The sequence below is a fragment of the Ruegeria sp. CL5 genome (assembly GCF_056536485.1).
Genome location: NZ_JBQFPS010000001.1, coordinates 37,598 through 50,620, shown reverse-complemented (window position 1 = coordinate 50,620; position 13,023 = coordinate 37,598). Strand labels below are relative to the sequence as shown.

Sequence of the window (13,023 nt, the reverse complement as noted above, 5' to 3'; positions counted from 1 at the left end):
GCTTGATAAATCAGCAGGTAATGCAGCAAATAATGATGCAGGTTTTCTGGTTCATGCGCCATGGGTAGCACGAGTTTTACGCTGAGCCAAGTCTTGAGTTTTACCAGCCGTATCGGCACTCTGCCTCTCATGAACCGTGAATACGTCAATTCCATTTGCGCTGAACTGCCCGGGGCCGAGCTTTCCGATCCCTGGGGCGGAGGTCACGACGCCTGGAAAGTGGGCGGCAAAATGTTCGCCTGCGTCGGCTCAGTCGGGGATGGGGTGTCAGTCAAGACACCTGACATTGAGACAGCCCAAATGCTGATCGATGCTGGAGTTGGGATCAAGGCCCCATACTTCCATCGCAGTTGGGTTCGTCTGCCCTGGTCAACAGAATCTGAAGAAATGCGCCACCGCCTTGAATCATCCTACGATATCATACGCACGTCGCTCCCCAAGAAAGTTCAAGCAACCTTAACCAATCGTATCTGATTGGTGGTTTTGAAGAGCGCGAAGTGGTTTATTCAACCTACCTAAAGCGTTTGTTAAAAGCGGAATGTAGTGCGCAGGTTGAAGACGTTTGCGTCAAGATTCCCACCTGACTGAGGAACATTCTCAAAATCCTGTCTCAACGCCTCGCCGCTGATCACGAAGCGATCACCCAGAGGATAAGCCACACCGATGCCGTATACCGCTGCCGTGTCGCTATCGCCCGATGTGCTAGCCCGCGCTGCGCCGACGACGACGTATCCCAGTGCAGAGCCGAAATCGTAGCCCCCACGTAATTTCAAACGCGACATGCTGTCTAAACTGCCTTCCGACTGGCCAAGATCAAGGTTGAGCCAGTTGTATTCCAGTTCACCACCCAACACGAAATTTCCAAAATCGTAGTCGTATCCGATCACAGGGCCAAAACCGACATCGCTTCCGCCAGCATTGCCCGATCCATCAACATCCGCATAGCCGAAACTGAAACCTGCATATGCTCCGGTCCAATCTTCCGCCAATACCGGCCCGACACCTGCGAACAGCGCGATGACGAGTGCGGCAATCGTTGACTTCATCAAGCCCTCCAATAAACCAGAAGCGGTCCATAAAAGAATGCGGCGATATCCAACAGAAGGAAAATCCGCACCTACTTCCAATTCAAAGCAACAGTTGTCTCAAAATTAACTAGGGATAGGTTAACAGATTTTTAGCGTAACGGAAAAAAAACATTTCTGTATATCAATTTAACCTATTCCCATCGCCGGTGAAATTTTTGCACGGAAATTCATTTGCAGGTCGCAAACAGAACAGATTGTGACGCTGAGCGTTGAAACTATGAACTCAGTTAGATTGGAACACAATGCACAACGAAGTTTGGAAAATACGTCTGGTCAGCCGCACCATCGGAGCGGATCGTGGACGTGCGGCACGAGGGCGACCAGCGGCGGTCTGAGTTCACTCAACCCAATACGCATTTCTTCGACCGGATTCCAAAATGAACGAACAAACCCGAAACTCATCCCGTAGCGGTGGCCGCGCTGCACGGCGTGCAGCCCGCGCCTCGGCACTGCCAGAGCATTTGCGCCCTATTCGACCCGGCATGGAGGGTGGAACGCTGAAGGTTCTGACTCAGCACCAGATTGAGCGTATCCATGAGGCCGCATTGACCGCGCTAGAAACTATTGGACTTGCCGATGCGCCACAAAGCGGGATCGATTATCTGGTGGCCGCCGGTTGTTCCCTAGGCGACGATGGCCGCATCCGCTTCCCGCGTGCATTGGTCGAAGACACTATCGCCAAAGCAAATCGTTCGGTCACGCTGTACAGCCGGGATGGAAAGTCCGATCTGGAGCTGTCGGGCAACCGGGTTCACTATGGAACGGCCGGGGCGGCGGTCAGCATGGTCGATGTGCACGGGCAGGAATATCGTGATTCGACCCTTCAGGATCTCCACGATGCATCCCGCATCTGTGAACAGCTTGAAAACATTCACTTTGTTCAACGTCCTATGGTGTGCCGCGATATTGCGGACAACCTCGAGATGGACCTGAACACGGTCTACGCCACCACCTCCGGTACGTTCAAACACATCGGCACGTCTTTCACTGAACCCAACCATGTCGCGCCCGCGATCGAAATGCTGCACATGATTGCAGGCGGAGAGGACAAGTGGCGCGAACGGCCTTTCATGTCCAACTCCAACTGTTTTGTTGTTCCACCGATGAAATTCGCCACCGAAAGCTGCGAGGTGATGGAGGAATGCATCAAGGCTGGCATGCCGGTTCTGCTGCTGTCCGCCGGCATGGCCGGAGCCACAGCACCCTCGACAGTTGCCGGGGCGATAACGCAAGCCACGGCTGAATGTCTGGCCGGTTTGGTTTATGTAAACGCCGTAAAGCCCGGTGCGCCTGCGATTTTTGGCACCTGGCCCTTTGGGTTGGATCTGCGCACCGGTGCAATGTCTATCGGCTCTGGGGAACAAGCCCTGCTAACCGCTGGTTGCGCCCAGATGCACCATTTCTATGACCTGCCTGGCGGAGCCGCCGCCGGTGCTTCAGACGCGAAACTGCCTGATATGCAGGCCGGTTGGGAACAGATGTGCTCGAACGTCATGGCCGGACTTTCGGGCCTGAATATGGTTTATGAGGCCGCAGGCATGCATGCCTCACTGCTGGGGTTCTGCCATGAGAGCTTAATCCTAAGCGACGATCTGATCGGACAAGCGCAGCGCTGCGTACGTGGAATTGAAGTGTCGGATGAAACTCTGGCGCTGGATCAAATGGCCGAGGTTTGCATGGGCGGCCCGGGTCACTATCTAGGGACAGATGCGACCTTGGGCCGTATGCAGGCGGACTACGTCTATCCAACCTTTGGCGACCGTTCGTCTCCAAAAGAATGGGTTGAACTTGGAAAACCTGATCTGATCGAGAAAGCGGTGAAACGGAAAGATGAGATTCTGGCGGTGCCATCGCCAGCCAGATTTGATCCTCTGCTGGATGCCGAACTCCGCGACAGGTTTAACATTCACTTGCCTGCGTAACCTACTGAAATATAAGCGGCCCGAATAAATCGGGCCGCCATTTATCTAAGTGGATCAACCGTTGGAGGGCGGCAACAGTCCTGCCTGTTGGGCGATTGTGATCTCATCCTGATCAAGCGCGCCGTCGCCGTTTGCGTCCATCTGCGCGAAACCCTCGGCGTCAACTTCTGGCACAACGGCCTGAACCTCGTCGATTGTCAGCACGCCATCACCGTTGGTGTCAGCTGCGTTCTGGGCCAACGCCAATGTCGGCAGTCCAAGGGCCAGCGCCGAGATTACGGCCAATTTCTGCGGTTTCATATTTGCCTCCTGAGTGAGTTTTCTTAAGTGTTTGTGTCCGGACGAGCGCCAAAAGAAAGCCACCCAAAGGACAAGTCACCCGCTCCGATTGATTTTGCTCCATTCGAGCCAATCTTTGCGTGTTTGTCCGAGTCGCATCTGCGGAGGTTTGCCGGGCAAAATGGCCCACACAGGTTTCGGCAACTCTTGCCCGACCCGGGCAAGATAATCTGGCAATCCCCTGCTCAAAAACCGACTCGCACTTGAAAAAAGAAAGGGGGCCGAAGCCCCCTGTCAGTTTCGCCTTCCAGGCTCATTTCGTTGACCGCCCGGTGTTTTTTTGCCTGCGGCCTGGACTGCGCATGGGACGAGCGCACCCGCCCCGTGAGAGAGTGGGAGGGAGCAAATATTCCGCCCCACCCTGTTCCCGGCCAACACGGGCATGTCGGCCGAGTGGACCAAGGCATCGATGGTAAGTCTCAGCGCCTTGCTCCGTATTCGTCGGGGTCAATACCTGTGGCAGCTATCCGACCCCTGCACCCCGGGTTGCCGGGGCGCTAAACTCAGCTACACCCGCTTGTCGCACCGCAAGTGTTGCACTTCATGCAGGTGCCGTTGCGCACCAGCGTGTAGTTTCCACATTCCCCGCAAGGATCACCCTCGTATCCTTGCATCTTTGCTTTGGTGCGGGCGTCCATTCCTGTCGCAACCGCCGTTTCAGCAGGAGCTTCGAATGTCGCTGCGGTCTCCGCCATACCGGTCACGTCGGCTTGACCACCGTTGAAGACCATCAGATCCTGTGGCAGACGCTTACGCAGATAGCCGGTCGAGCTGATTTGTTTCAACACTTCCAATGACTTGGTCGCCGCAGTTTCACTGATTTCTGAAACATTCGAAAGACCGTCTTCTTCACCCCGACCCAAATCATCGAAGGTTGCGCCTTCTGGCTTCACATGGGCCAGATCGGTGCGGTCCAGATAGGACACGGCCAGTTCACGGAATATGTAATCCAGGATCGACGTTGCGTTCTTGATCGAGTCGTTGCCCTGAACCATCCCCGCCGGTTCGAACTTGGTGAAGGTGAAGGCGTCAACAAACTCCTCCAGCGGCACGCCGTATTGCAGACCGACTGACACGGCGATGGCAAAGTTGTTCATCATCGCTCGGAAGCCAGCACCTTCCTTGTGCATGTCGATGAAAATCTCACCCAGCTTGCCGTCTTCGAACTCACCGGTGCGCAGATAGACCTTGTGGCCGCCCACGATCGCCTTTTGGGTATAACCTTTGCGGCGGTGCGGCAGTTTTTCGCGATGGCTGCGGATCATTTCTTTGACCACAACCTTCTCAATCACCTTCTCGGCCAGAACGACGGCTTTTTCTTGCGTCGAACCGCTTTCCAGCACTTCTGCTGCTTCGTCGTCGTCCTCGACCAGTGCCGCGGCCAGAGGCTGAGACAGTTTCGAGCCGTCACGATAGAGTGCGTTCGCCTTCACACCCAACGACCAGCTGAGTTCATAAGCCTTCTGGCAATCCTCGATGGTGGCGTCATTCGGCATGTTGATCGTTTTCGAGATCGCGCCCGAGATGAAGCTTTGTGCCGCCGCCATCATGGTGATGTGGCTATCAACCCCAAGGAAACGCTTGCCTTTCTTGCCACACGGGTTGGCGCAGTCGAAGATCGAGTAATGCTCTTCTTTCAGATGCGGCGCGCCTTCCAGCGTCATGGTTCCGCAGACATGGTCGTTCGCTGCGTCGATATCCGCCTTGGTAAAGCCCAGATGGCGCAGCAGATCGAAAGTTGGGTCATTCAGCTTGGTCGCCGGTATGCCCAGAACGCCAGTGCAGAAATCCTCGCCCAGTGTCCACTGGTTGAAGACGAACCGGATATCAAAAGCACTTTCCAGCGCGGCGTCCACCTTGGCCAGCTCGTTCGGACCAAAGCCGTGACCGGTCAGCGAAGTGTGATTGATCCCCGGCGCGTTGCCGATGGTTCCATGACCAACCGCATAGCCCACGATCTCTTCGATCTGAGCCGAGGAATAGCCCAGCTTTTCCAGCGCCGAAGGCACCGACCGGTTGATGATCTTGAAGTAGCCACCACCGGCCAGCTTTTTAAACTTGACCAGAGCAAAGTCTGGCTCGATCCCGGTCGTGTCGCAATCCATCACCAGACCGATGGTGCCGGTCGGCGCGATAACAGTGGCCTGGGCATTGCGATAACCGTTCTTCTCGCCGAGGCTCAGAGCCTCATCCCAAGCGGACATGGCCAAATCGACCAGACGTTTATCCGGGCAGTTGCCGTGGTCCAGAGGCACCGGCTTCACCGCCAGTTTCTCATAACCCTCGGTCACGCCCTGCGATGCGCGGCGGTGGTTACGGATGACGCGCAGCATGTGGTCGGCGTTGCGCTCATAGCCTTTGAACGGCCCCAACTCTCCGGCGATCTCAGCTGAGGTCGCATAAGCCACACCGGTCATGATTGCGGTCAGCGCGCCACAGATCGCCCGCCCCTCATCCGAGTCATAGCTGTAGCCCATGTTCATCAGAAGGCCGCCGATATTCGCATAACCTAGACCCAACGTGCGGAAGTCATAGGACAGCTGCGCGATTTCCTTCGACGGGAACTGCGCCATCGTTACCGAGATTTCCAGCGTCAGGGTCCACAGACGCGAAGCGTGCATATAGTCCGCCGCCTGGAACTCACCATCCTTAAGGAAGGTCAGCAGGTTCATCGACGCCAAGTTGCAAGCCGTGTCATCGAGGAACATGTATTCAGAGCACGGGTTCGATCCACGAATCTCACCGTCTTCGGGGCATGTGTGCCATTCGTTGACGGTATCGTGGAACTGGATGCCCGGATCGGCGCAGGCCCATGCTGCGTGGCCGACTTTCTCCCACAGATCGCGTGCCTTGACGGTGCGAGCAACCTTGCCGTCGGTACGGTTGATCAGTTCCCAATCGGCGTCTTTCTCAACGGCAGTCAGAAAGGCGTTGGTCACGCGGATCGAGTTGTTCGAGTTCTGGCCAGAAACCGAGCTGTAGGCTTCCGAATCCCAGTCCGTGTCATAGGTCGGGAATTCGATGCTGTCGTGGCCCTGCTTGGCGTAATCCAGCACGCGCTTGATATAAGTCTCGGGGATCGCGACCTTTTTCGCCTCGCGAACCGCTTTCTTCAGGCTGTCATTCTTATTGGGATCATACGCATCATCCTGCGCGCCGTCCCAGCTGCGGATGGCCTCGAAAATGCCATTCAGCATCTTCTCGTGCATCTTTGATCCGGCAACGATCGAGGCCACCTTCTGCTCTTCGATCACCTTCCATTCGATGAATTGCTCGATGTCCGGGTGATCTGCATCGACGATCACCATCTTTGCTGCCCGACGGGTTGTCCCGCCTGATTTGATCGCGCCAGCGGCGCGGTCGCCGATCTTGAGAAAGCCCATCAGGCCCGAGGATTTACCGCCACCCGACAACGCCTCGCCTTCTGCGCGCAGGTGGCTGAAGTTGGTCCCGGTGCCCGAGCCGTATTTGAACAGGCGCGCCTCACGCACCCATAGGTCCATGATGCCGCCTTCGTTCACCAGATCATCATCGACGGACTGGATGAAGCACGCGTGCGGTTGCGGATGCTCGTAGGCGGATTTCGATTTTGTCAGCTTGCCGGTTTTGTAATCGACATAATGGTGACCCTGCGCCGGGCCATCGATGCCATAGGCCCAGTGCAGACCCGTGTTGAACCATTGCGGCGAGTTCGGTGCAGCACGCTGGGTCGCCAGCATATAGCGCATCTCGTCGAAATAGGCGCGCGCGTCTTCCTCGGTCGAGAAATAGCCGCCCTTCCAACCCCAATAGGCCCAAGCGCCTGCGAGACGGTCGAACACCTGTTTCGAAGACGTCTCACCATCAAATTCAGCGCCATCAGCGGGGACCGAACGCCACAGGAATTCAGGAACGTCCTTTTCCTTAACCTTCTTCAGCTTGGACGGAACACCCGCCTTGCGGAAGTACTTTTGCGCGATGACGTCGCTGGCGACCTGGCTCCACTTTGCGGGCACTTCGATTTCGTCGAGACGGAATACGATTGTGCCGTCCGGATTGCGAATCTCGGATGTTGCGGACACAAAATCCAGATCGGCATATGCATCCTGTCCAGGTTTGGTGAATTTTCTTTCAATTTTCATGTCCGCTGCCCCAGCTACGATCTGTCCAAATTTTAGTACCCGGCACAAAATCTTGATGTCGCGGTGTGCCGCCCGCCCTGCCGTAATATTGAGACGCAAGGGACCAAGCGCTGCCGATAACAGCGCAGAACCGTAAATACGGTTTCACGTCATACTGGTTTGCATTCCGTCCCTCGTCCGATGCCTTTTCTGGTTATTGCTACCAGATTTAGTGGCTCGTCTTTCGGCCCATACAATCTGACGTATATTCCCATAGATGGTCAACGGGCTTTTTCAGTCATTTTTGGAATCTTTTAGCTTGACCTGATCTGACGAACCGGCGGTTTCTTGCCGGATCGCGATTCCTCCACAGGCCTGTCCCCGGATACCAATCAATCTACGTTCGTTGCGTCAGAGTGATTTCTCTTTTTTTCCACCACAGTTAGAGGAAACTGATCAACCAGTCCGGCATTAAGGACATATTCAGAGAATCATCGTCACCGCAATGTGGCGCGTGCCATAGTTTGTAAATCACGACATTTCTGGATGGGAAATCTATTCAACATGCGTTTGATTTCGTTGTTAACTATTATGGGCTTAATAGTGTCCTGCACAGCACAGGACGTTCCGCCTGCGTCTCGTAGCGCTCAATTCGATGGGTACCCACAGAACCTGTTCAATTCCTTCAAGACAGACTGCGCTGGCCCTGGCGATAAATTCGTCAAAACCGGGACAAGCAGTTTTGAATGCCGCGAAATACTTTCGCCCGAGGCGACAGCCTATCTGATTCTCAATTTTGATGGATATTCTCAAAATCTGCCGAAAATCGTGACGCGGCTAAGCTCAGCAAAGAATCAAGCAGGCTACCGTGTGGATGCCGAATTGTTTTTTATCGTTCCCCAAAAAAGCGGAAGCACACTTAAGATTCCAATCGAAAGCGATGAATTGGACAGGGATTTTTCCAGACTCTACACCGACTATGGCGGAACGCCGGTGTAAGAGTGGAAATGGTCGGGGCGGCAGGATTCGAACCTACGACCCCCTGTACCCAAAACAGGTGCGCTACCAGACTGCGCCACGCCCCGGACCGTGCGCCTTCCTAAACGTGCCGATCTGATTTGAAAAGCCCTAACAAGGCCAAATTGCAGGACCTTGCGAAAAAACTTGGTGACGCATCTGTGTTCCTGGTCGAATACCATAGCGCGCGGCAAGTCCCGCATTGATTTCAAGCACGGCATAAACCGAATCGCCGCCTTCGATCGGGGTCAGATCGCCGGGGATCGCACCCTCATGCACGCGGGTGACGGTTCCTGCTTTGTCGGTAAAGATCATGTCCAAAGGGATCAGCGTGTTCTTCATCCAAAACGCCACCCGCTGCGGTGGATCAAAGATGAACAGCATGCCAGAGCGGCTAGGCATATTCTCACGAAACATCAGCCCGCGTGATCGTTCCTGAGGGGTAACGGCTAACTCGATATCAAATCGAACCTGCGCAAGTTCATTTCGCAACTCAACACGGTCAGAACGGCATTCGGCTTGCGCGCCACCACCGATCAGAAATGTCAGGGCCGCTACGAGTAATGCTGTTCTCATACTTTAAGACCTAGGTGTTCAACGCCGCTTCCCAGGCAAGAACCTGTGCCGCCATCCGTCCGCGTTTTCCGTCAATCACACGCATGGCCAAGGCTTCTCCCGGTTGCAGATCTGCAAGACCTGAACGGCGAAGAACCTCAATGTGCAAAAATACATCTTCGCTGCTTCCGAAGACATTGGCAAAGCCGAATCCCTTGCCTTTGTCGAACCATTTGACACGCGCTGCCTCTAATGGAGCATTGCCGATCACGGTCGGATCAAGCTCCGCAAAGTCGGCCAGCATCATTGTTTCTGCCCGCACCGGTGGATCAACGCTGATCACTTCGACCGCCTGAACACCGCGATCAGTTTTGTGCGTCATAATCTCGATACCAGCACCGTCGGCGACCGAGCTCTGACCAAAATTGCGCAACACATTGACATGCAACAGAATGTCCGGACCGCCATCGTCGGACACAACAAATCCGTATCCCTTTGCGGGATCGAACCATTTAACGTGTCCATGGACGCGATACATGCTGTTCAAATCTTCTGGCACTGTTTTCCCGTTACGATAATAGGCAAGCCGTTAAGGGTTTGTTGTTTATGATATTCACTCGCAAATTCAAGCTGAAAAAAACTATTAATAGCAATCAGTTGCATTTCACGGTACGCGAACATCACGGATTCAACCTCTGCACTTGCCAATCGGAATCGGCGTTACACCTCTTCCATTGAAACCTGTCATGCAACCTGAAGGCTCCATCAGCCCAGAATTCCACTTCGACAGGTGAAACCCGATACCCTCCCCAGAATTCCGGGCGCGGCGGATTGGGTCCCAACTTTGCCGTCACCTTTGCCACCTCGGCCATCAAAGATGCCCGGCTCTCCAGAGGTTGCGACTGGCGAGAGGCCCAGGCACCCAGACGGCTCTTAAGCGAGCGCGAGGCATAATACGCGTCTGCCCCAGGCCCGTCTTCTTTGCTGACTATACCACGAACTCGAATTTGACGCCGCAAAGATTTCCAGTGCATCACAAATGCCGCTTTATGGGCACTGTCCAGTTCCTGTGCCTTGGCGCTGTTATAGTTCGTATAGAAGACAAATGCGTCTTTTTCGATTTCTTTCAGCAGAACCATTCTTGCATTAGGCAAACCTTCCGAATCCACGGTAGCCAATGCAATCGCGTTCGGATCGTTTGGTTCGGTCTTTTCCGCCTCAGCCAGCCACCGACCCGCGATTTCAAACGGATCAGTCCCGGCAAAGATGCCATTATGCTCGTTCATTTCCATCCCCTGGAAATAATTAACCCGACCCTAAGGCGAGAACCCGCTGCGGGCAAGAGCGCATGGCCTTGCCGCAGGACAATCAATGGCATAAACCAACTCAACACAATGCGACGACAGGCGGAGAACCGAAGATGTCAAATCAGTTGATGGCCGGAAAACGCGGCCTCATCATGGGACTGGCCAATGACAAATCAATCGCATGGGGGATAGCCCGCGCCTTGTCCGACGCCGGGGCCGAATTGGCCTTTTCCTATCAGGGAGACGCGCTGAAAAAACGTGTCGACCCGCTGGCTGCGCAATTGGGCAGCGAAATCGTTCTGCCCTGCGATGTCAGCGACGAGGAATCGATTGATAACCTTTTCAACTCGCTTGAAGAGAAATGGGGAAGGCTTGACTTTGTTGTTCACGCCATTGGCTTTTCTGACAAGAACGAGCTTCGTGGGCGCTACGTCGACACATCGCGCGCTAACTTCAATCTGACGATGGACGTATCGGTCTACTCTTTTACAGCCGTTATGCAGCGCGCAGAGAAGATGATGGGCGAAGGCGGTAGCGCAGTAACCCTCACCTACTACGGCGCTGAACAGGTCATGCCCCATTATAATGTTATGGGTGTCGCCAAGGCTGCGCTTGAGGCATCGGTCAAATATCTGGCTGAGGATCTGGGAAAAGACGGTATTCGCGTCAACTCGATCTCGGCGGGGCCAATCAAGACGCTCGCAGCCAGCGGCATCGGCGATTTCCGCTATATCATGAAGTGGAACGAGTATAATTCTCCGCTGCGTCGCAACGTGACCATCGATGATGTCGGCAAATCAGCGCTGTACCTGCTGTCAGACCTCAGCAGCGGTGTGACCGGAGAGAATCTGCACGTGGATTCGGGATATCACATCGTCGGAATGAAGGCCGTCGACGCGCCGGATGTTGAAAAAGGATAAAAGACCATGAGCGCCAAGGACCGCCTGCCCCACGAAAAAGGCTTCCACATCAGCTGGGATCAGATTCATCGCGACTCGCGCGCCCTGGCTTGGCGTCTGGATGGGCAAGGTCCAGATGATGGCGCTTGGCGTGCCGTCGTAGCGATCACTCGAGGCGGAATGGCTCCTGCGATGATCGTCAGCCGTGAACTGGATATCCGCACGGTCGATACCGTCAGCGTGCGGTCGTATCACCACCAGTCACAGGGTGAGGCTGAGATTCTAAAAGCCCCCAATGCTGATTTGATGGGCGATGGGACCGGTATCCTAATCATAGATGATCTGGTCGACAGTGGAAAAACGCTTGAACTCGTGCGCGAAATGTATCCCAAGGCGCATTTCGCGACCGTATATGCCAAACCCAAGGGACGACCGATGGTTGATACTTTTATTACCGAGGTCAGCCAAGACACCTGGATCTTCTTCCCATGGGATATGGCCTTGCAATATGTCGAACCTTACCGGGGTACCGATTGATCAAGCGTTTTGCTTGAACGCTAAAAACACGGACTGTCCATGAATATGACCCGTACCGCCGCCACCTTTGCCCCTCCGGTGATGGAGGCGCGGCGTTGGTTGGACGGGGTCGAGTTTCCTGAAGACCGTCCGCTCATAAATGTCAGCCAGGCGGCTCCGGTCGATCCACCGCCACTGGCCTTGCGGCAAGCTATGGCCGAATTCGCAGTCGAACAGGACAGCGCACATCTTTATGGCCCAGTTCTGGGCAATGATGAATTACGGACCGAGCTGGCTGTACAGATCAGCCAACACTATGAAGCAAGAGTTAAGGCTAATCAGGTCGCGATTACTTCGGGCTGTAATCAGGCTTTCTCGGCCGTGATCGCGGCGCTTACGGATCAGGGAGATGAGGTCATTCTGCCAACCCCGTGGTATTTCAATCACAAAATGTGGCTGGATATGGCCGGTGTCAAAGCCATCGACTTGCCCACCGGTAACGACCTGTTGCCCGACCCCGAGATGGCGCGCGCACTGATCACCGAGAAAACGCGGGCCATTGCATTGGTAACGCCGAACAATCCTGGTGGTGTCGAATACCCATCAGACCTGGTACGCCGCTTCTATGAACTCGCGCAGGAAACAGGGATTCGTCTGTTGGTTGATGAAACCTATCGCGATTTCGACAGCCGATCTGGCGCGCCACATGAATTGTTCCAGCAGCCTGATTGGTGCGAAACCTTTGTGCATCTCTACTCGTTCTCGAAAGCCTATCGCCTGACTGGGCACCGAGTCGGCGCAATTGCTGCCGGTTCGCCGCTTTTGTCGGAGATTGAGAAGTTTTTAGACACAGTTGCGATCTGCCCCGGCCAGATCGGTCAATTCGCTGCGCTTTGGGGAGTGCAGAACCTGTCTCATTGGGTTGCCGGTGAGCGTAATGAGATTCTAGACCGAAGGGCTGCAATTGCCGAAGGAATGCCTCGGCTAGAGGCAAAAGGCTGGCGTCTTCTGGGGCTGGGTGCCTACTTCGCCTATCTCAAACACCCCTATCAAATCGCATCGGACGATTTGGCCCGGCAGTTGGTGCCTGAGGCGGGCATTCTGCTGTTGCCCGGAACCATGTTCATGCCCGCGCATGACCCGGCAGGGAAACAACAGGTCCGCATCGCGTTTGCCAATCTCGACCGCGCCGGAATCGCGCAATTGTTCGACCGTTTGCAGGCCCTGTCCTTCTAAGCTTGCCCCTCGGCTGCACGCATCGTATTCAGGGCCGCAACTAG

Annotated in this window: 12 protein-coding genes and 1 tRNA gene; 6 read left to right on the top strand and 7 right to left on the bottom strand. The window is 54.9% G+C overall.

What is annotated here, in order from left to right; genetic code table 11:
• The first annotated feature begins 129 nt into the window (after positions 1 to 129).
• Positions 130 to 474, top strand: a complete 345-nt coding sequence (locus ACR0IU_RS00240) for an MmcQ/YjbR family DNA-binding protein (RefSeq protein ID WP_480715282.1) — start codon at positions 130 to 132, stop codon at positions 472 to 474.
• A gap of 53 nt (positions 475 to 527) precedes the next feature.
• Here the strand turns inward: ACR0IU_RS00240 and ACR0IU_RS00235 are convergent, their stop codons facing one another.
• A complete protein-coding gene (locus ACR0IU_RS00235) occupies positions 528 to 1,046 on the bottom strand; it encodes an outer membrane protein (RefSeq protein WP_010440265.1) in 519 nt (172 codons plus the stop codon).
• Between the two features lie 419 nt (positions 1,047 to 1,465).
• Between ACR0IU_RS00235 and ACR0IU_RS00230 the strand changes: the two genes are divergently transcribed.
• Complete coding sequence (locus ACR0IU_RS00230; protein WP_480714847.1) at positions 1,466 to 3,010, top strand: trimethylamine methyltransferase family protein; 1,545 nt, start codon at positions 1,466 to 1,468, stop codon at positions 3,008 to 3,010.
• A 54-nt stretch (positions 3,011 to 3,064) separates the two neighbouring features.
• Here the strand turns inward: ACR0IU_RS00230 and ACR0IU_RS00225 are convergent, their stop codons facing one another.
• Both ACR0IU_RS00225 and ACR0IU_RS00220 read right to left on the bottom strand, forming a co-directional pair.
• On the bottom strand, positions 3,065 to 3,310 hold the full coding sequence (locus tag ACR0IU_RS00225) for an EF-hand domain-containing protein (RefSeq protein ID WP_170539906.1): 246 nt from the start codon (positions 3,308 to 3,310) through the stop codon (positions 3,065 to 3,067).
• 542 nt (positions 3,311 to 3,852) lie between these two features.
• A complete protein-coding gene (locus tag ACR0IU_RS00220; protein ID WP_480714846.1) occupies positions 3,853 to 7,470 on the bottom strand; it encodes a vitamin B12-dependent ribonucleotide reductase in 3,618 nt (1,205 codons plus the stop codon).
• Positions 7,471 to 8,013: 543 nt separating this feature from the next.
• Between ACR0IU_RS00220 and ACR0IU_RS00215 the strand changes: the two genes are divergently transcribed.
• Positions 8,014 to 8,448, top strand: a complete 435-nt coding sequence (locus tag ACR0IU_RS00215) for a hypothetical protein (RefSeq protein WP_170539912.1) — start codon at positions 8,014 to 8,016, stop codon at positions 8,446 to 8,448.
• A 9-nt stretch (positions 8,449 to 8,457) separates the two neighbouring features.
• Here the strand turns inward: ACR0IU_RS00215 and ACR0IU_RS00210 are convergent.
• From ACR0IU_RS00210 to pdxH, 4 genes are all read right to left on the bottom strand, one after another.
• Positions 8,458 to 8,534, bottom strand: a tRNA-Pro gene (locus ACR0IU_RS00210).
• Between the two features lie 43 nt (positions 8,535 to 8,577).
• Entirely contained in the window at positions 8,578 to 9,042 is a 465-nt protein-coding gene (locus ACR0IU_RS00205) for a DUF192 domain-containing protein (protein WP_480714845.1), read from the bottom strand.
• Positions 9,043 to 9,052: 10 nt separating this feature from the next.
• A complete protein-coding gene (locus tag ACR0IU_RS00200) occupies positions 9,053 to 9,580 on the bottom strand; it encodes a cold-shock protein (RefSeq protein WP_260026218.1) in 528 nt (175 codons plus the stop codon).
• Between the two features lie 121 nt (positions 9,581 to 9,701).
• On the bottom strand, positions 9,702 to 10,307 hold the full coding sequence (gene pdxH / locus ACR0IU_RS00195; protein WP_480714844.1) for a pyridoxamine 5'-phosphate oxidase: 606 nt from the start codon (positions 10,305 to 10,307) through the stop codon (positions 9,702 to 9,704).
• Between the two features lie 134 nt (positions 10,308 to 10,441).
• Between pdxH and fabI the strand changes: the two genes are divergently transcribed.
• From fabI to ACR0IU_RS00180, 3 genes are read left to right on the top strand one after another with little or no spacing between them, the layout of a single operon-like run.
• Complete coding sequence (gene fabI, locus ACR0IU_RS00190; RefSeq protein ID WP_010440274.1) at positions 10,442 to 11,248, top strand: enoyl-ACP reductase FabI; 807 nt, start codon at positions 10,442 to 10,444, stop codon at positions 11,246 to 11,248.
• A 6-nt stretch (positions 11,249 to 11,254) separates the two neighbouring features.
• Positions 11,255 to 11,764, top strand: a complete 510-nt coding sequence (gene gpt, locus ACR0IU_RS00185; RefSeq protein ID WP_010440275.1) for a xanthine phosphoribosyltransferase — start codon at positions 11,255 to 11,257, stop codon at positions 11,762 to 11,764.
• A gap of 39 nt (positions 11,765 to 11,803) precedes the next feature.
• Positions 11,804 to 12,979 (top strand): aminotransferase, encoded by a 1,176-nt coding sequence (locus ACR0IU_RS00180; RefSeq protein WP_480714843.1) that lies wholly within the window; start codon positions 11,804 to 11,806, stop codon positions 12,977 to 12,979.
• Positions 12,980 to 13,023: the final 44 nt, after the last annotated feature.